17 protein-coding genes are annotated in these 18,193 nt (G+C 38.9%); 12 read left to right on the plus strand and 5 right to left on the minus strand.

The window, feature by feature from the left end; genetic code table 11:
- Nucleotides 1-35: 35 nt before the first annotated feature.
- Both O1D97_RS16395 and O1D97_RS16400 read right to left on the minus strand, forming a co-directional pair.
- Nucleotides 36-905, minus strand: coding sequence for a DMT family transporter (locus tag O1D97_RS16395; RefSeq protein WP_269127242.1), 870 nt, complete (start codon nucleotides 903-905; stop codon nucleotides 36-38).
- A 160-nt stretch (nucleotides 906-1,065) separates the two neighbouring features.
- Nucleotides 1,066-1,788 carry a helix-turn-helix domain-containing protein gene (locus O1D97_RS16400; RefSeq protein WP_269127243.1) on the minus strand — a complete coding sequence of 241 codons (723 nt, stop codon included), beginning with the start codon at nucleotides 1,786-1,788 and terminating at the stop codon, nucleotides 1,066-1,068.
- A gap of 125 nt (nucleotides 1,789-1,913) precedes the next feature.
- Here O1D97_RS16400 and O1D97_RS16405 point away from each other — a divergent pair, with 125 nt between their 5' ends.
- The 8 genes from O1D97_RS16405 (at nucleotide 1,914) to ahpF (ending at nucleotide 12,477) form a co-directional block, all read left to right on the plus strand.
- Nucleotides 1,914-2,519 carry a hypothetical protein gene (locus O1D97_RS16405; RefSeq protein ID WP_269127244.1) on the plus strand — a complete coding sequence of 202 codons (606 nt, stop codon included), beginning with the start codon at nucleotides 1,914-1,916 and terminating at the stop codon, nucleotides 2,517-2,519.
- A 212-nt stretch (nucleotides 2,520-2,731) separates the two neighbouring features.
- Nucleotides 2,732-4,555: an ABC transporter ATP-binding protein gene (locus tag O1D97_RS16410; protein ID WP_269127245.1), complete on the plus strand. Its 1,824-nt coding sequence runs from the start codon at nucleotides 2,732-2,734 to the stop codon at nucleotides 4,553-4,555.
- Nucleotides 4,548-6,332, plus strand: coding sequence for an ABC transporter ATP-binding protein (locus tag O1D97_RS16415; protein ID WP_269127246.1), 1,785 nt, complete (start codon nucleotides 4,548-4,550; stop codon nucleotides 6,330-6,332). The genes O1D97_RS16410 and O1D97_RS16415 overlap by 8 nt, the downstream gene beginning before the upstream one ends.
- A 257-nt stretch (nucleotides 6,333-6,589) precedes the next feature.
- Nucleotides 6,590-6,904 carry a DMT family transporter gene (locus O1D97_RS16420; protein WP_269127247.1) on the plus strand — a complete coding sequence of 105 codons (315 nt, stop codon included), beginning with the start codon at nucleotides 6,590-6,592 and terminating at the stop codon, nucleotides 6,902-6,904.
- A 29-nt stretch (nucleotides 6,905-6,933) separates the two neighbouring features.
- Nucleotides 6,934-7,338: an ACT domain-containing protein gene (locus O1D97_RS16425; protein ID WP_269127248.1), complete on the plus strand. Its 405-nt coding sequence runs from the start codon at nucleotides 6,934-6,936 to the stop codon at nucleotides 7,336-7,338.
- A gap of 230 nt (nucleotides 7,339-7,568) precedes the next feature.
- Entirely contained in the window at nucleotides 7,569-9,737 is a 2,169-nt protein-coding gene (locus O1D97_RS16430; protein ID WP_269127249.1) for a malate synthase G, read from the plus strand.
- A gap of 276 nt (nucleotides 9,738-10,013) precedes the next feature.
- Entirely contained in the window at nucleotides 10,014-10,583 is a 570-nt protein-coding gene (ahpC, locus tag O1D97_RS16435; protein ID WP_269127250.1) for an alkyl hydroperoxide reductase subunit C, read from the plus strand.
- 298 nt (nucleotides 10,584-10,881) lie between these two features.
- Nucleotides 10,882-12,477, plus strand: a complete 1,596-nt coding sequence (gene ahpF, locus O1D97_RS16440) for an alkyl hydroperoxide reductase subunit F (RefSeq protein ID WP_269127251.1) — start codon at nucleotides 10,882-10,884, stop codon at nucleotides 12,475-12,477.
- A gap of 84 nt (nucleotides 12,478-12,561) precedes the next feature.
- On the opposite strand, the gene O1D97_RS16445 is transcribed toward ahpF, so the two are convergent.
- The 3 genes from O1D97_RS16445 to O1D97_RS16455 form a co-directional block, all read right to left on the minus strand.
- Nucleotides 12,562-13,143 carry a YceI family protein gene (locus O1D97_RS16445; protein WP_269127252.1) on the minus strand — a complete coding sequence of 194 codons (582 nt, stop codon included), beginning with the start codon at nucleotides 13,141-13,143 and terminating at the stop codon, nucleotides 12,562-12,564.
- Entirely contained in the window at nucleotides 13,143-13,709 is a 567-nt protein-coding gene (locus O1D97_RS16450) for a cytochrome b (protein ID WP_269127253.1), read from the minus strand. The genes O1D97_RS16445 and O1D97_RS16450 overlap by 1 nt, the downstream gene beginning before the upstream one ends.
- 321 nt (nucleotides 13,710-14,030) lie before the next feature.
- On the minus strand, nucleotides 14,031-14,933 hold the full coding sequence (locus tag O1D97_RS16455; protein ID WP_269127254.1) for a LysR family transcriptional regulator: 903 nt from the start codon (nucleotides 14,931-14,933) through the stop codon (nucleotides 14,031-14,033).
- A 159-nt stretch (nucleotides 14,934-15,092) separates the two neighbouring features.
- On the opposite strand from O1D97_RS16455, the gene O1D97_RS16460 reads away from it, so the two are divergent.
- From O1D97_RS16460 to O1D97_RS16470, 4 genes are all read left to right on the plus strand, one after another.
- The gene (locus O1D97_RS16460) at nucleotides 15,093-16,025 is read left to right on the plus strand and encodes a tripartite tricarboxylate transporter substrate binding protein (protein ID WP_269127255.1); all 933 of its coding nucleotides are present in this window, start codon (nucleotides 15,093-15,095) and stop codon (nucleotides 16,023-16,025) included.
- A gap of 93 nt (nucleotides 16,026-16,118) precedes the next feature.
- Nucleotides 16,119-16,859, plus strand: a complete 741-nt coding sequence (locus O1D97_RS19680) for a sulfatase-like hydrolase/transferase (RefSeq protein WP_330221502.1) — start codon at nucleotides 16,119-16,121, stop codon at nucleotides 16,857-16,859.
- Nucleotides 16,860-16,861: 2 nt separating this feature from the next.
- The gene (locus O1D97_RS19685; protein WP_330221507.1) at nucleotides 16,862-17,689 is read left to right on the plus strand and encodes a sulfatase family protein; all 828 of its coding nucleotides are present in this window, start codon (nucleotides 16,862-16,864) and stop codon (nucleotides 17,687-17,689) included.
- Nucleotides 17,690-17,698: 9 nt separating this feature from the next.
- Nucleotides 17,699-18,181, plus strand: coding sequence for a tripartite tricarboxylate transporter TctB family protein (locus O1D97_RS16470; protein WP_269127256.1), 483 nt, complete (start codon nucleotides 17,699-17,701; stop codon nucleotides 18,179-18,181).
- Nucleotides 18,182-18,193 lie beyond the last annotated feature (12 nt).

An 18,193-nucleotide genomic window follows, 5' to 3' on the forward strand; every position in this document is an offset into this window, starting at 1 on the left:
TGAGGGTTGTATCGAGTGTAAAGGTGAGCATGAATCTAGAAACGTATTTGCTTTCGTTGTAAAAATCCCAACAGGTTTTTATTGGCGATAATGGCACCAATAGCAATTAAGCTTAACGCGATGACAATATTAAAAGACCAAGGGTTTAACCCTGCCGCGGAAAGAATAAAGGACGATAACACCGGGGTACTGAAGCTTAATGAGGCCAATAACGTCTGGTTACCATACTTTAAACCTATGTCCCAAAGATAAAAGGCGCCACCAACAGGTCCCAGCCCAAGTAATACAACCCCTAACCATTGTGTCCATGTTAAATCCCATTGACCGGTCTCAAACTGAAGGTGAGATACAAGAGCCAGAAGGGCGACGCCTAAAGAAAGCCAACCAACATCTTCTACTTCATTATTTGATTTTGTTAGAAACCAAGAATATCCCGACCATATGCAAGCACAGATAATAGATAATAAATATCCCCAGATGAACTCATCTTCAATATTGATTTGATTGTCTTTTAAAATGATAAAAGCAATACCGAAGAATCCCAAAAAACCGCCAACCAAAGCACTGAGTCGTGAGGTTTTTGTGGCCACAAACAAGGTTAATAGTAATGGCCAAGAATAAACAATTAGGCTGACTTCAATAGCCGGTGCGAATTTTAATGCCATAAAATAGCAGAAATGAAAACCAAAGAGGCCAACGATGCCAATTAGCCATTGTTCAGCTGTTAGAGAAGGCAAAGTGAATAAAGGTTTATTTTGAATTAAGCGTTTTAAAATCATAATAAAAGCTGAAATCAGAAAACACATAGATAATAACTGAAAAGCAGGTATTGCTAGCGTTAAGGTACCCAACAAAGCTAGAAGTCCCCAAAGTACCAAAGCCAATACACCTAAAAAAGTAGACACAATAGAATCCTCAAAAATGAATAGATTGATTGTATCGATAGAAAATCAATTAAATAGTCTCAAAAGCCGATGTTGAAGTTGATAAAGCCGATATTTATTGTTGAGGATTTATTTGAATGAATGTACTGACATTTGTATAGGTATTGAAGGCTGCAATTATTTACCTGAGATTGCGTTTTTTAGAGTAGGTTTGTGGCGGTTGACCAAAATATTGACTAAAACGTCTCCCGAAAGTAGAGGCATCGCTAAAGCCTGTTAATTCCGCAATGATAGACAAGGGAGTGTCTGTATGAACTAAAAGTGCCTGTGCTTTTTCCATTCGTGCTTTCGTTAAATATTGCATTGGAGACATTCCTAGATTACGTTGAAAGACCGCTTTAAATTGGCTTAAACTTAAGCAAGCAAGATTTGCAAACTCGTTAAGAGTCCATTTATGGGAGAGATTTTGCTGTATTGCATGTAATACTTTTTCAATTCGGATGTCTTTATGATGGTCTAAGTTCTGCCTTTCTAGTAATAATTTAAACAAATCTAAGCTGTGTTGCTCTACTTCATGATTGACACGATGCTGTAATTGGCTGTCTAAAAAATAGAGGTAGGACTTTAATGGAGATGAAATAGAGAATACGTAGACAGTATTGTTTATAAAATGAAAAGGTAAATTTTCTAAGTCTGCAACAATAAAACGAGACGCTTCATCTGATTTAAAAGAATGATTTTGATCACGCTTAATGACACAACACTCTCCTAAACGAACCAAGCACACTTCCCCCTCTACGGCAATTTCAATAAACCCCTGTAGCGGTAATACTAATTGATGATACGCATGCTTGTGCTGACGCGGCGTTTTGGAGTAAGAGCGTATTGATAGTAAGTCTCTCATTTTTTGTTTAAATAACACCCTATTTGCTAATTAATATTCTTTTAATTATTTTTATTTCGTTGTAAATTTAATCTATTGAGAGATGAATCTCAATTGTTCGTTTTAGGGATAAGCAAGGAAGAATCATGGTTAAAAAATCATTAATCACAAAGATTGTGTTTGTGAATGTATTGATGGCAAATTCATTAGTAGCGTGTAGTGTTTTAGACACTCCATTATCATTTCAGGAGAGTGAGTTAGAAAGTATTCAGCTCTCTGATGGCTTTAGGCTAGAGTTACAAACGATACCTTGGGCGGCAAGAGAATTTCGCCAGTATCAAGATCAAGACGGTAATAAGGCCTTTGCGACCTATCGACAAGGTGGAAAATTACTTGCGACGGGTTTCTCTGATGAAAAACTGACTAAAGAGTTGGCTTTTTCTGAAGCGCTAAGGTTATGCCACGCTTATGCTAAAGTAGAAATCGGATGTAACATTGAGCATTTTGAAGCCAGTCTAGAAGAGCCTATAGATTTATCACTTTACCCTCCAGAAGTGATTGGTTTTCCTGATGTAACGCATTTTGATTATTATCAAAAACAAAGAGGGCATAAGGCAATAGCAGGTAATGCCAGTGGTATCCTAGGGGGGATTGCATCAACGGAACTGATGGCACAGAAAAAAGCCATTAATCAATGTCGAAGGAATACACACTTTTCAGCGCCTGACTGCTATATCATTGCCTCAGAATAGTATTTAGTTAGTCATTACTTACTATTAATGAGTCTTCTCTATTCTAGGATGAAGGCAAGCTTCTCCTAGATTTTTTATGCCTAAAAAGTATGACGGCCTTTCTTCATTCACTCATAAACACATAATGAAAATTATTATTAGATGCATTTTTCACTGTTGCTAAGCGTGTATACTTTATTTTTCTTCTTTTTTTAGCTAATAGGTTCATTGTTTTGAACGAATTACGTTTGTTTTTTTCCTATGCTTTACAGCATAAATACTCTTATTTATTGGGGGTTATATGTTTGTTTATTACCAATTTATTGGCCGTTACCATTCCAGTGTATTTAGGTGAAAGTGTCGATTTGCTTGATGGTAATGAAACCAGTGATTACGAAAGCTTGATCGAAAAAATCTACTGGGTTATTGGCTTTGCTTTCTGTGTAATGCTGAGTCGAACGGCGTCAAGGATGCTCTTTTTTAATCCGGGTCGGTTAGTAGAAAAAGACTTTAAAAATGATGCATTTAAAACATTAACTCAATCTCAACAACACTTCTATGGTAAACATCCCGTTGGAGGCCTAATCTCCATCGTTAATAATGATATTAATGGTATTAGAGCCATGGCCGGTGTTGGGATGATGAATGTGTTTAACATCTTCTTTACTCTTTCAATGACCCCAATAAAAATGTGGCAGATTTCCCCGAGTCTGATGCTGTATTGTCTTGCGCCTGTGTTGGTGTCTTTTTTAATTGTGAATTACGCCATCGCAACCATGAGGAAGTTGCTTTCCCAAAGAATGCGATATTTACAAAACTTATCGACTCAAACCGTTACCTTTTTAAATGGCGTAGAAGTCATTAAAGGCAATGCTATACAGCCGTGGGCCTTAGCTAAGTTTAATCGAAGTAATGATGATATCTTGGAGGTGTCCTTAAAGCAGCTACGCATTCGTACTTTCATTATGCCTATTCTTGAGTTCACTGAGTCCGTATTAAAGATCATTATCTTAGGCGTTGGTGGTTGGTATTTGGTTCAATCTGAACTCTCTCTAGGGGATATTACCGCCTTCCTTGCTTATGCCAGCTTGTTAGCCATGCCATTTATGTCGTTAGGCCGATTAATTTCTACTGTTCAGATGGGGATGGTGAGTTTAAAAAGTATGGGGAGAATTTTGAATCAAACGATTATAGATGAAAACACATTGTCGCCATCTGAAAAGGCATCGTTTGACCAACACATGTTATTTTCAAAAGGATTGTCCGTTAGAAACTTAAACTTTGCTTATCCTAAATCTATGGATGGAAACTCTGACAAAATATCAGAGAATAATGCGGATAAAAATAATGGTTTTGCGTTGAAAAATCTCTCTTTTGATATTAAACCGGGTGAAAAGGTCGCTATTTTGGGACGAGTAGGCAGTGGCAAAACGACCTTAGTTAATTGTTTGAACCGTTTTTATGAAACGCCTGAAAATAGTATTTTTATTGACGGGTATGATGTTACCCAACTGTCTCGAAAAGAACTACGTTCGGTTATTAGAACCATTACACAAGAGCCCTTTCTTTTTTCCGATACGTTAGAAAATAATATACGATTTGGATCGGAAGCGGCGAAAACTCGTTTAACTATGGACATGGCATTAGCACAAAGTGCCATGAAAAAAGATGTAAAAACCTTTCCTGATGGGGTCCAAACTTTAGTAGGTGAAAAAGGGATCTTATTATCTGGAGGTCAAAAACAGCGTATTAGTCTCGCAAGAGGCCTGTTTACACCGGCTAATCTTTTGGTATTAGATAATGTACTTTCTGCCGTAGATAACGACACAGAGCGTTTTTTATTAGATCAAATATTTAACCATGCACAGGCAAAAAGTTGTTTGATAGTGTCTCACCGTCAGGCTGTCTTAGAGCGAGTAGATAACATACTGTTATTAGAAAAGGGTGAAATTATTGCTACTGGGAGCCATGAAGAATTACTAAAAACATCGAATTTATACCGTGAAACTTGGCAGTTTCTCCAAACGGGCGCCCTTGAGGAGGAGAAAAATGTCTAAGTCTAAAAAAATCTCAACACTGTCATTAAAAGAATATTGGAATCAATTTTCACCCTTTATTTTACCTTATAAAAACCTTTATCTTTTGGGCTTTTTGCCCATCCCCATCTCAGTATTTTGCAGCGTGGCCTTTCCTTGGTTAATCATTCAAATTGTTGACGAACAGTTAGTAGGGCAAAAATGGGAAGGCATGGGATTTTGGCTGCTTTTAATTTCTTGTGTTTTAGTTGTGAATTATATTGCCAGCTCAAGCTATCTATACTTTGTTCAAAAAGCCGCGTTATTTAGTATGCGAGACATGCGATTAAATATGTTCGATCGCGTTCTTAATTTTCCTAGAAGCTATTTTGATAAGACCCCAATGGGTTCTGTTCTGACTCGTTTGACCAGCGACCTTGAGGCAATAAATGAATCCCTCGCATCGGGTGTACTCGCTATGGTGAGGGATGTTCTTATTACTGTGGCACTGTTGATTTTTCTCTCGACAATCAGCTGGCAGTTAACATTAGTTACCTTGATCATCGCACCGCCAATTTATTGGATAACGACTGTATTAAGACGCTTATTACATGAATCACAACTGTCGTCTCGACGGGTGCTTTCGCAAAGTACGGGCTATCTACAAGAAAGCTTACAAGGCATAAAAACAGTACAGCTGTATAATGCAGAAGCAGAAACTCAGAAACGTTTTAACCTCTTTACTTTGGCCTTCTATCGCTTCCAATCTCGCTCAAATCTAATCGATGCTGGGTTATTTGCCATCATAGAAGGTATTACTACGATTAGTATGGGGTTAATTATTTGGTATGGTGCCCATGAAATTTTAGCGGCGGCCTTATCTGTGGGGGTATTAATTGGTTTTATACAAACCCTGGATAAAATTTTTGTGCCAATAAGAGATTTTACCTCTCAAATTGCTTCTATTCAAAGAGCATTAGCCGCTTTGCAAAACATTCAATCTTTATACGATCAGCCATTAGAGACAGATAATAAAGAAGAGTCCTTATCTCAAGCTGATATGAGAGAAATGGAGTCACAGCTTGAGAGCTTTAATTCTTTAGCATTTGAAAATGTTCATTTTCGCTACTCAGAGTCAGGCTCTTATGTTTTAAAAGGCGTCACTTTCTCCTTAAATAAAGGCGATAAAATTGCCCTAGTGGGTAGTACTGGATCTGGCAAATCAACGATTCTGCGCCTGCTCACAAAAACCTATAGAGAATACGAAGGCAGCATTAGATTGAATGGTGTTGAGTTAAGAGACATACCTAAAAAGTTGGTCAATAATTTCTTTTCTCTTATGCAGCAAGAAGTGTATCTATTTAGTGAAAGCATTGCTTTTAATATAGGTTTACAGCGAGAAGGAATCACTGACGCAGGAATTAAAGAGGCGGCAAAATATGTTTATGCAGATGAGTTTATTGAAAAACTACCAAATGGTTATCAATTTATTTTATCGGCCAACGGTAGTAACTTGTCTGCAGGTCAATCCCAGTTAGTCGCATTTGCGCGAGCCATGGCCAGTGGCAGTGACCTTGTCTTATTAGATGAAGCTACCAGTTCCGTGGATTCCGTGACAGAGAATATGATTCAACGTGCAATAGACCATGTTTTTGCTGAAAAAACCGTTATTGCTATTGCCCATAGACTCAGCACCATTCAACATTCGGATCAAATTATCGTACTCGATCAAGGTGAAATTATTGAAAAGGGGACGCATGAATCTTTGATTAAAGAAGGAGGTTTCTATGCGAATTTGGTGGAAAGTGCCGATGAATAAGATTGCCCGATAAGGGCGCTAAAATGATCGTTGCCTGCTGCTGTTAGATAGGGTGGTATCAATAACATATCGGTAGGGCGGTGCTATTAATGGAATAGAACCTTTGAGGTCTGTTGATTATTGGCAAGTTGTTTTTTACTGGGCCTGTTTTAAAACGCTAGACTTTCAAATATAATGAAGGTTACTGAAGTGAGGACGACCTCACCGCTCTACTCTTTTTTTATAGGGACGACCCTATACTGACAGAGGGTAGAGTCATGTCTTGGTTTATTCTATTTATAGCAGGAATCCTTGAAGCTGGCTGGCTAGTTGGTATACAGAAATCCGAATCCTTTACTAAATTCCCCTATGTACTTATTGCGATTATCTCAATGGCATTTAGCCTGCTGTTGTTTTCAATGGCATTAAAAACCATCCCTATTAGTCATGCTTATCTTGTATGGTTGGCTGTAGGAGCAACAAGTATTTCTGTTATTAATCATTACTTCTTTGATCAACCCTTATCTCTTCAACAAATAGGCTGCTTTCTTTTAATATTTGTTGGTGTGGTGGGTTTGAAACTGTCTAAATAATGTTCTCTATTTCAAAAGGAAAATAGGTTATGTCTGGTGAAAAAAACTTACAAAAGCTGATCTCTTCTATGACTCCCGTGTTGTTAGATAAAGAATTTATTTACGGCACATTATCTGAGCCTTCATTGGAGTTGCTAACAAAATTAACGCCTATGGGAACCTTTCACGAAGAAGAGGGATTGACCGTTATTCTTGAAAAATCGATCGCTGATGAGTTCAATATCACTTATCAAGGCGTGTTTAAATGCATTACTTTAAATGTTCACTCTAGTCTTGATGCGGTTGGGTTAACGGCGGCCGTTGCTACAAAACTCACTGAGCTAAACATCAGTGCCAACGTTGTAGCCGCCTATTATCATGACCACATTTTTGTTGCCTTAAAGGATGCGGATAGCGCTTTACAGGGTCTAAAGGCGCTTTCATCTTTAGCTTGATTGTTGTTATAAGACACTAAATGAATATTCGATAGTCTAGCATTTGCTAGAGAAAGGCAGAAAACGCCCCCTTCTATGCATGTTAAGCAAGATGCGTTATTGTTTTTTTGATCAAACCCAGACAATATAAGTCTATAGATACAAATGTTTCACTTTATACTTATTTGATACTGTAGAATCTCAATATGGTCATTTGTGAAATTTAAACAATTAATAAAAGGATGAGGTGTATGTCTGATCGTATTCAAGAGGGTGGATTACAAGTCTCTGAATCATTGTGGAAGCTGGTAAATGAAGAAATAGCACCTAATACAGGTGTTGATCCATCTCATTTTTGGTTTCAATTTGAAGCCATCATTACTGATTTCATGCCTAGAAACAAAGCATTGCTTGAAAAACGTGATGATTTTCAATTGCAAATAGACCAATGGCATATTGATCGCAAAGGTCAGCCACACGATTCTGAGACGTATAAAGCCTTCTTAAAAGAAATAGGCTATCTGGTTGCAGAAGGTGCTGACTTTAAAATCCGTACTCAGAATGTTGATTCTGAGATCGCCTTACAAGCCGGTCCTCAATTAGTTGTACCAGTAAAAAATGCACGTTTTGCACTCAATGCCGCGAATGCGCGTTGGGGCAGCCTGTATGATGCACTTTATGGTACAGATGCTATTCCAGAAACAGAGGGTGCAGAAAAGAGTGCTTTTTATAATCCTGATCGCGGAGCAAAAGTCATTGAGTTTGCGCGTCAGCATTTAGACAATGCCGCTCCTTTAGTACAAGGTTCGCATAAAGATGCCGTGGCCTATAAAATTAAAAATGCGTCTCTAATTGTGATGTTAGCAAATGGCGATGAAGTGGCTTTGGCGGAACCTGAGAAATGTCTAGGTTTCAAAGGTGAGCCATTAGCTCCATCATCTATCCTACTGAAAAATAATGAATTGCACATTGAAATTCAAATAGATCATACTCATATGATTGGTCAAACAGATGCCGCAGGTGTAAAGGACTTATTAGTTGAAGCCGCCGTTACTACCATTATGGATTGTGAAGACTCTGTTGCGGCCGTGGATGCGGAAGATAAAGTAGAAGTGTACCGTAATTGGCTTGGGCTTATGCAAGGTACCTTGTCTGAATCCTTTAAAAAGGGTGATAAGACCATTACTCGTACATTAAATGAGGATCGTGTTTATACGGCATTGGATGGATCTGAATTATCTTTACATGGAAGAAGCCTGTTGTTCGTGCGTAATGTCGGGCATTTGATGACCAATCCAGCTATTTTAGATAAAGAGGGCAATGAAGTTCCTGAAGGCATTATGGATGGCATGATCACAGCTTTTGCGGCCATGCATGATTTAAAAGGACTTAGTAAGCTCAAAAATAGTCGTGCAGGCAGTGTTAATATTGTGAAACCTAAGATGCATGGACCTGAAGAAGTGGCTTTTACCGTCGAGTTATTTGAGCGAATTGAAAGCGCTTTGGGCCTGGCTAAAAACACGTTAAAAGTCGGTATTATGGATGAAGAACGACGCACAACCGTGAACTTGAAAGAATGCATTCGGGCTGCGTCAGAGCGCGTTGTCTTTATCAATACGGGTTTTTTAGATCGTACTGGTGATGAAATTCACACGTCTATGATGGCTGGGCCTTTTGTAGCGAAGTCTAAAATGAAGCAGCAAGCGTGGATTCAGGCTTATGAAGACTGGAACGTTGATGTAGGTATTGAGTGTGGCTTACCTGGTAAATCGCAAATTGGTAAAGGCATGTGGGCGATGCCCGATGAAATGGCGGCGATGCTAGAGCAAAAAATTGGTCATCCAAAATCGGGTGCGAATACGGCATGGGTTCCTTCTCCAAATGGCGCTGTTTTGCATAGCACACACTATCATATCGTCAATGTTGCACAGAGGCAGCGCGAACTGGCGAGCCGAGAACGAGCACGTTTAGATGATATTTTACATATTCCGTTGCTGAAAAAGGATGATGTATTAACGACTGAAGAAATTCAATTTGAATTGGATAATAATGCACAAGGCATTTTAGGCTATGTTGTGCGTTGGATTGATCAAGGCGTTGGCTGTTCGAAAGTTCCAGATATTAATAATGTTGGTTTGATGGAAGACAGAGCAACCTTAAGAATTTCTTCTCAGCATCTGGCTAATTGGTTGGAACACGGATTGTGTACAGAAGAACAAGTCATGACGTCTTTAAGGCGGATGGCTGAAATTGTCGATGGACAAAATGCTGCAGATGCACATTACGAAAAAATGTCTCCAACGTTTGATGGCATTGCATTTAAAGCGGCATGTGATTTGGTCTTTAAGGGGAAAGATCAGCCGTCGGGTTACACTGAACCGTTGTTGCATGCTTATCGGATAGAGAAAAAACAGGATTGATCAGTATTGTAAAAAAACGGGCTCATTTGAGCTCGTTTTTTTTGCCTGATGTTTCTTAAAAAACTTTTTTAAGGGAATTCATTTTAGGCTGTGTTGTTTGAACTTCACTTCTTATGACGTGTGTGTTCTAGCTGATAGGAAAGATTTATTAGAGTGATATGAACTATTAATTTTGTTTTTTTAATTGTTTTATTTAATATGTCTCTTGTTGAAGCGAGATCAAGAAAACACTCGTTACTTTCTTTTAGAATCGTTAACTCAATTGGAGAAACAATCATGACAACGTCTTTAATTAATACTGAAATTAAGCCATTTAACGCCTCTGCTTTTAAAGCGGGCAAATTCATCGAAGTGTCTGAAGCTGATTTAAAAGGCAAGTGGGCGGTATTCTTCTTTTACCCAGCTGACTTTACTTTTGTTTGCCCTACAGAGTTAGGTGACATTGCTGATCATTATGAAGAGTTCCAAAAGCGCGGAGTTGAAATCTATTCTGTATCAACGGATACGCATTTCACTCATAAAGCGTGGCATGATTCTTCTGATACCATTGGTAAAATTCAATACACAATGATTGGGGACCCTACTGGTGCTATCACACGTAACTTCCAAGTGATGCGTGAAGATCAAGGTTTGGCTGATCGAGGCACTTTCTTAGTGGATCCAGATGGAATTATTCAAGCAATGGAAATTACGGCTGAAGGTATTGGCCGTGACGCAGAAGATCTACTGCGTAAAGTAAAAGCGGCGCAATACGTTGCTGCTCACCCAGGTGAAGTATGCCCAGCTAAATGGAAAGAAGGAGAAGAGACACTAGCGCCTTCTTTGGATCTAGTCGGTAAAATCTAACGTTTCTAACCGTTAATGCGTGACAGAGCAGCCAACATGGAAAACATTCCGTGTTGGCTTTTTTGCGTTCAGAACTTTTTTCAATCGGTTTGCGTTTTAAATTTGGCTGTCTTTCGACTTCTCTTTAATGGCAATAGGTTTTTTGTATTCATATCATTAAAACTATCAATTTCATTATTTAGATTGTTTTTATTAATATGAATGTATTGATTAAGGCGTGAATTACTCTGCAGATTGAAATGAATTTGCGGAATTCGTTAACGACAAATGACAAACGACAGAATATGAGGAATAACACATGTTAGATGCAACGATTAAAACTCAATTAAACGCTTACTTAGAAAAATTAGTTAATCCGATTGATGTAAAAGTGAATGTGGATGAAAAGGCAAAATCTCAAGAGTTGTTAAGCCTTGCTGAGGATATCGCCTCTTTGTCAGAGAAGATTAACTTAACAAAAACAAATGATAGAGCTAAAAAAATACCTTCTATGAGCGTCGGGGCGACTGGGAGTGAGCCAAGAGTGACGTTTGCAGGTATTCCGATGGGGCATGAATTTACCTCATTAATTCTGGCATTATTGCAATCCGGTGGCCATCCTGCGAAAGAGGCGCAGGCTATTTTAGATCAAGTTAAAGCGTTGGACCGAGAATGTACCTTTGAAACCTACATTTCTTTATCTTGTCAGAATTGTCCTGAAGTGGTTCAAGCACTGAATTTGATGTCAATTCTCAACCCAAAGATCAAACACACTATGATTGATGGAGCGCTTTTTCAAAAAGAAGTGGAAGAGCGAAATATTTTGGCAGTACCCGCGGTTTACTTGAATGGTGAATTGCTCGGTCAAGGTCGTATGAGCCTAGAAGACATTGTTAATAAAGTTGATGATGAGGCCAGTGAAAAACAAGCGGCCAGTTTATCTGAAAAAGACGCCTATGATGTTTTAGTCGTGGGAGGAGGTCCTGCAGGTGCGGCCGCTGCGATTTATGCTGCACGTAAAGGTATCCGCACCGGTGTAGTGGCAGAACGCTTTGGTGGGCAAGTGAGCGATACGATGGCCATTGAGAACTTTATTTCTGTTAAGGCTACTGAGGGCCCTAAACTGGTCGCAAATCTTGAACAACATGTATTAGATTACGATGTGGATATTGTTAAAAATCAGCGAGCACAAAAAGTCATTCCTGCCGATCAATCGCGGAGCGGACTGATAGAAATTGAACTAGCAAGCGGTGCTAGATTAAAGAGTCGTTCGATAATTATTGCTACTGGTGCTCGATGGAGAGAAATGAATGTTCCTGGTGAGCAAGAATACCGTGGTCGCGGTGTGGCGTACTGCCCTCATTGTGATGGTCCTCTGTTTAAAGGGAAAAGAGTCTCTGTCATTGGTGGAGGTAATTCAGGTATTGAAGCGGCAATTGATCTAGCTGGTCTCGTAGAACATGTGACTGTGTTTGAATTTACTGACACGTTAAGAGCCGATGATGTCTTGATTCGTAAAGCCAATTCTTTGACGAATGTCACTATTATTAAGAATGCGATGACAACGGAAGTCATTGGGGATGGGAATCGTGTAACAGGCATGACTTATCAAGATCGTTTAACGGGTGATAATCATGAGATTGAATTAGCGGGTATTTTTGTACAAATCGGTTTATTGCCTAATACAGACTTTTTGAAAGGTGACATTGCATTAAGTAATCGAGGTGAAGTTGAAATTGATGCCAGAGGGGCAACATCTGTTGATGGTGTATTTGCTGCAGGAGATGCAACTACAGTGCCTTATAAGCAAATTATTATCGCGATGGGAGCTGGCGCAACCGCATCATTGGCTGCTTTCGATCACTTGATTCGTTTATCAGACTCAGGCTCTAGTCACTCGGAAGAGGCGGCCTAATACTGTTATTGAGTAACTTATTGAAAATATTGATAAGCAAAAAACATCGCTTATCAATATTTATTTTAATTTCCTAGGGTTATCTTAATCTTTATTTACCCCTTCAAAAAACATGTTTACAGTGAAGTCTTCAGTACCAATCTGAGAGCCATCAATGTTGAAATCAGCAAATTTAAGATCTACGCTACCTTCAAAACCTGCACGATAATCACCCCAAGGTGTCTTGCCCTCACCAATTAAAGTGGCATCGAATGTAATCGCTTTAGTAACACCGTGTAGTGTTAAATCACCTGTAACAGACACTTTGTCATCACCTAAACCTTTAATGTCTGAACTTTTAAATGTTGCTGTTGGGTATTTACCTGCGTCTAGAAAATCTGCGCTCATCACATGCTTGTCACGCTTCGCTTGGTTAGAATCGAAGCTTGTCGTATTAATGGTTACGTTGATGCTCGAATCATTTATATTGCTTTTGTCGTATTCAAATGTGCCTTCGAAATTATTAAAACGACCTTTAACCCAGCTAAATCCAAGGTGAGAGACTTTGACATCAATTTGAGAATGAGCCCCAGCTTTAGAATCGTCGATTACGTAGGTTGCTGCACTAGCGATGGTGCTACCAGCTATCATAGTGGCTAATAACGTACTTTTTAGTAGTGTTTTCATTATTTCTCCTTGACGCCCAACATGTTTTTCAATGTGGTGTCTTTATCTATTAAGTGATGTTTTAGAGCGGCTAAAGTATGTAAAGCGACAAGCACCATTAAAGCTAACGCCGTTAAGCGATGAACTTCGCCAGCGAGAGTGGCTTGGTTTTCAAATAGTTCTGCGGGGCCTGGAATGGTAAACCAGTCGAAGATTTCAAGCCCTTGTCCACCAGAAAACGAAATTAATAATCCAGTTATTAAAATCAAAAAAGTGATTAAATACAGAGATAAATGCGCTAATTTACTGGTTTTATTGATGAGATTTGAATTTGTTGTGGGAGGGTTAGGCGAGGCATTTAGCTTCTTCCAAACTACCCTGAATAGCATAAGTAAAAGAACGGCTACTCCTAAGGCTTCATGTATCTTTGGTGCAAGAGAATAAAAAGAATCATAGTAGGTGAGCCCCATCATATAATCGCCTAAAAAATATAGGCCAATAATGACGAATGCAAGAAGCCAATGGATAATTATGGTTATCCAACCAAACTGAGTGGTCGTGTTTTTGTAATGATTTATTAAATTCATAGCTTACCAAGTAATCATTTTTATAATGGATTATCTAAAAATACTGATGGCTAGTTTAAGTAAATTGGACGCTTTTGCATCACTCCGAGCTAAACTTGATTAATTGATTCAATATAATTGATTTATGTTGACGATTTACTGACGTTAGCTCAAAGGTAAAATTAGTTTGCTTTTGTTGATCGAATTTTCTGAGTGGCTAATTAGCTTATTGCTAAGGTCGAGTGTTATCGGTTGGTGTCTTAATAGACTAGCTAGGTCTGGGATAATGACATTTTGCTATTTTACAGGGCTGTCGCTTAAGGAAAGCGATAAATGACACACTTATTTATCCAATTGTGCTTTAAGAAATTCAATGAATTTTGTTTCTACTCTGGTAGGCGTTTTAGAAACCCTTCGAATGTACCCAATAGGGCGAGTGAAAAGAGGGTTATCAATATCTAGAAATGCCAAGCCACCAATGGCTAGTTGAGTTTGAGAGAGAAAAATAGGCATGGTGGTAATAATGTTTGAATGTCTAGCGACTTGAAATGCGACATCGACCGAATCCGTTTCTAAAGCAATATCTAGCTCCCTAAGTCCAAAACTTGCCAAAGCATGTTCCGTTTGAAACCTTAATAAGCTTCCAGGTGAGTGAAGAGCCCATCTTTGCGCTTCTAAAATTTCAGGAGTAATATTTTTGTAATGGGTTAAAGGGTGATTACTGCTGCAAAGAATACCGACTCTATCATTGATAAGGTCGGTTGCGATTAATTGATCTATCTGGTCGGCTAGACTGATAGGTCCAATGACAATATTGACTTGGCCTTGAATAAGTAAACTGCGTAGTTCATGCACCATACCGATACGTATTTTTGCATTAACTTCAGGATGCGCAGTTAAAAAACGGCCAAGTATTTCTGCAATTAAAGAATGGGCAATGGTGGGAGGCGTGCCAATATTAATCGTCCCTGTTTCACCCTTGTATATACTGTCAGCATAAGAGCTAGCTGTAGATTCTGCTGATTTGATAATCATCCCTTGTCGAGCAAGTTTTAAACCAAGTTCGTTGACTTTGGCAGAACGTTCCGAGCGGTCAAAAAGGGTTTCTCCTAGTCTTTCTTCAAGTTTTTTGATATTTCGACTGATGGCTGGTTGTGTCAGACCGAGTAAATCTGCCGCCGCTTGAAAGGATCCAGCTTCAACAATAGTAGCCAGTTGTATTAGGTGTCTAGGATCAATATTCATATCATTTTGTAATATATTGAATGTTATTAATCATTATACAATATGAAAGGTCTGGGTATACTAAAAATACAAAAATAATTAGCAGGTCGGATTTAGCATTATCTATTACAAGAATAGTTAATCATCTGGTCTAACTTTGAGGAAATTAAGATGTTATCTATGACCAAATCAGTATTAAGTGCAATCAGTATTTCTCTTATGGCCTTTTCTGGCGCGGCTTTAAGTGCTGACTACCCCTCAAAGCCGATAAGAGTGATTATTCCTTTTGCTGCTGGTGGTCAAGGTGATGTCTTTGCTCGATTGATTATTAATCGAATAGAAGAGTTGAAGCTTTTACCTCAACCTATGGTTGTCGTTAACGTACCTGGTGGTGGTGCTACTGTGGGGATCAGGAAGGCTCATTCCGCCAAAGCCGATGGTTATTCATTGATGTATATTCATCAAACATTGATGACCAATGAAATAAATGGCAAGTTAAAATTTAATTATCAAGACTTTACGCCTATCGCAGAGACAAATAATACGTGCTTGTTAACGGTTACAGCCGATGGCAGCGGGATTGATTCCGCTGAAGATTGGATATCTGCCGCAAAAGCGCAACCAAATGGTGTAAAAGAAGCTACCTTGATAGGCAGTGCTGCATTTTTTACAACTGAAATGCTCTCCAAAGAAGCTGGAGTAAAAATTGGTTATGTTAATGCGGGTGGTGGTTCTAAACGAATCGCTTCTATTTTAGGCAATCACACTAAAACTACCGTATTGGTCGCCACTCCGGTTGCAAAAAATCCTAAACTAAAAGGGCTCCTTTATTACGGGGCAGAAAGAAACTCACAATTGCCTGATACTCCGACAGCAATGGAACTTGGGTATGATGTTATTTCTTGTCTGAATAATGTTTGGTATGCCCCTAAAAATGTGCCTGAACAGGTTGTAACTACCCTTTCTAATGCCTTTGATACTGTCATGAAAGATGAGCAACTGATTAGCGATATTCACTCAAGAGGGCAAGAAGCGGGTTTCTTTACTGGAGAACAATTGCTGAACCGATTGGCGGATTCCTACATTCGTTTATCGGATGTTGTTAAGAAATAACCATTCTTTTTATCAATGACTGATTGTTTACTTGTATCAGTCATTGTTTTTCCTCTTTCTCAATTATCATTTGACTATGACAGGATGACTGACATGGCACAGGCACCAAATTACCTATTTATTATTACAGACCAGCATCGTGCGGATCATTTAGGTTGTTACGGTAATAAAATTGTCAAAACACCGAATATAGACAGCATTGCGAACCTGGGTACGCGCTTTGAAAAATTCTATGTTGCGAACCCTATTTGTATGTGTAATCGCGCGAGTATTATGACAGGGAGAATGCCAAGCCTACACGGTGTTCGCCATAATGGTATTCCACTCTCAAAAGATTCGACCACATTTGTTGAATTGCTTAAATGGAAAGGTTATCAAACCGCATTGATTGGTAAGTCTCATATACAAAATATGACAGGGTTACCGGCATCGATAAAACATGAACCGGTAGCAGGCTTGGTGCAACCGCCTAAAAATCTACGTGAAGCAAACAAAAGGCAGAGAACCGGTGAACCTTATGAACAAGAAAATAGACGACAATGGGAAAAAGATGAAACTTTTCGCACCAAGACCCCTTTTTATGGTTTCGATCACGTTAAAATTGCCAATGATCATGCCGATTTAGTAACGGGTGATTATTATGTTTGGTTAAAGAATCAATGCCCTGATGCGGATTTGCTAAGAGGTCAAGAGAATGCTATCCCTGATGATCGTTATGATGCTCCCCAAGCATGGCGTACTCGTATCCCTGAAGAACTTTATTCGACGACTTATATTGCGGCCGAATGTGAGGACTTTCTAGAAGCATGCGATAAAGATACCCCCTTTTTTTGACCATGTCGTTTCCTGATCCTCATCACCCTTTTACTCCACCAGGAAAATATTGGGACATGTATAACCCTGATGATATTCCTTTACCGCCCTCATTTGGTCTGGGAAATATTCCTCCTTTACAGGCATTAAGAAAGGCATTGAAAGAAAATCTTGGAGGACGCTCTCGACAAGATCCTTTTGCGGTTACTGAACGCGAAGCGAGAGAAATTACAGCGTTAACTTATGGCAGTATTACCATGATTGATGACGCTGTTGGTCGAGTTTTAAAGAAATTAAAAGAGCTGAAATTAGATGAAAATACGATAATTTGTTTTACTTCAGATCATGGTGATTACATGGGAGACCATGGAATGATGTTAAAGCTATTGATGCATTATCAAGGCCTGATTAGGACGCCTTTTATTTGGTTTGACCCAAGGGATAAGGCACAGGGGAAAGTCGATAGACAGCTTCGCAGTAGTATTGATATTGCCCCAACCATCCTAGAGCATTCGGGAATTCAGCCTTATATAGGCATTCAAGGGTATAATTTATTTTCTAATTCAATTAAAAGGCAAGGCCTGATTATCGAAGAAGACAGTCAGCGATCTATAATTGGCTTTGATAAACCTCAGCGAATCCGAACCTATGTGGAAGAGGGGTGGCGGATGTCGATACGGCATAATGAAAGCTGGAGTGAATTGTACGATTTAACGAATGATCCATTAGAAATAAATAATGTGTGGAATGATCCTAATTATAACGATCAAAAAAATCGTCTATTAGAGTCAATGATGAGAGAAACCATCGCTCTCCAAGATCGTTCACCATTACCAACATACCGAGCGTAGAGGTTAAGTATGAATAGGGTTAACACTGTCTCCGTGAGTGATTTTTTATGTGTGCTGTTATTTATGGCGACCGGAGGCTTGATACTACTTGGCTCGATGTCGCTTCCTGGTCCTGAGTATGATCCGTTAGGGCCTGCAGGCGTGCCCCAGTACATAGCTTATATTATGTTGTTTTTATCTAGCTTAAAGCTGATCTCCTTGATTAGATCGATGAAACGCTTTTCTCTGAGTCAAAATGTAGAGGCTAGAAAGAGGGGGCAATATGCGATTGCAATTGTATTTTTTATTAGTTTTTTCATTTATTTGCTGCTTCTAAATATCGGCGGCTTCTCTTTTTCTATGGTGACATTTGCTTTCTTGGTTTTATCTGGATTTAGTTTGATGAACTTTAATGTCAGTAAACTGCCTTTGATTGTGGCGGTTTCTGTGGTGTTAAGTTTTGGACTTACCTATATCTTTGCTGACATTTTGAATGTTGTATTACCAGACTAATAAAGGAGAAAA

Origin of the sequence: Marinomonas phaeophyticola (assembly GCF_026966905.1) — a bacterium.
GTDB lineage: Bacteria > Pseudomonadota > Gammaproteobacteria > Pseudomonadales > Marinomonadaceae > Marinomonas > Marinomonas phaeophyticola.

Bases quoted from the DNA above. Each gene is read 5' to 3' on its own strand.
- O1D97_RS16400 (WP_269127243.1), bottom strand. From the start codon at position 1,788: ATGAGAGACTTACTATCAATACGCTCTTACTCCAAAACGCCGCGTCAG.
- O1D97_RS16430 (WP_269127249.1), top strand. From the start codon at position 7,569: ATGTCTGATCGTATTCAAGAGGGTGGATTACAAGTCTCTGAATCATTG.
- O1D97_RS16455 (WP_269127254.1), bottom strand. From the start codon at position 14,933: ATGAATATTGATCCTAGACACCTAATACAACTGGCTACTATTGTTGAA.
- ahpF (WP_269127251.1), top strand. From the start codon at position 10,882: ATGTTAGATGCAACGATTAAAACTCAATTAAACGCTTACTTAGAAAAA.
- O1D97_RS16415 (WP_269127246.1), top strand. From the start codon at position 4,548: ATGTCTAAGTCTAAAAAAATCTCAACACTGTCATTAAAAGAATATTGG.
- O1D97_RS16450 (WP_269127253.1), bottom strand. From the start codon at position 13,709: ATGAATTTAATAAATCATTACAAAAACACGACCACTCAGTTTGGTTGG.
- O1D97_RS16420 (WP_269127247.1), top strand. From the start codon at position 6,590: ATGTCTTGGTTTATTCTATTTATAGCAGGAATCCTTGAAGCTGGCTGG.
- ahpC (WP_269127250.1), top strand. From the start codon at position 10,014: ATGACAACGTCTTTAATTAATACTGAAATTAAGCCATTTAACGCCTCT.
- O1D97_RS16470 (WP_269127256.1), top strand. From the start codon at position 17,699: ATGAATAGGGTTAACACTGTCTCCGTGAGTGATTTTTTATGTGTGCTG.
- O1D97_RS16445 (WP_269127252.1), bottom strand. From the start codon at position 13,143: ATGAAAACACTACTAAAAAGTACGTTATTAGCCACTATGATAGCTGGT.
- O1D97_RS16425 (WP_269127248.1), top strand. From the start codon at position 6,934: ATGTCTGGTGAAAAAAACTTACAAAAGCTGATCTCTTCTATGACTCCC.
- O1D97_RS19685 (WP_330221507.1), top strand. From the start codon at position 16,862: ATGTCGTTTCCTGATCCTCATCACCCTTTTACTCCACCAGGAAAATAT.
- O1D97_RS16405 (WP_269127244.1), top strand. From the start codon at position 1,914: ATGGTTAAAAAATCATTAATCACAAAGATTGTGTTTGTGAATGTATTG.
- O1D97_RS16460 (WP_269127255.1), top strand. From the start codon at position 15,093: ATGACCAAATCAGTATTAAGTGCAATCAGTATTTCTCTTATGGCCTTT.
- O1D97_RS19680 (WP_330221502.1), top strand. From the start codon at position 16,119: ATGGCACAGGCACCAAATTACCTATTTATTATTACAGACCAGCATCGT.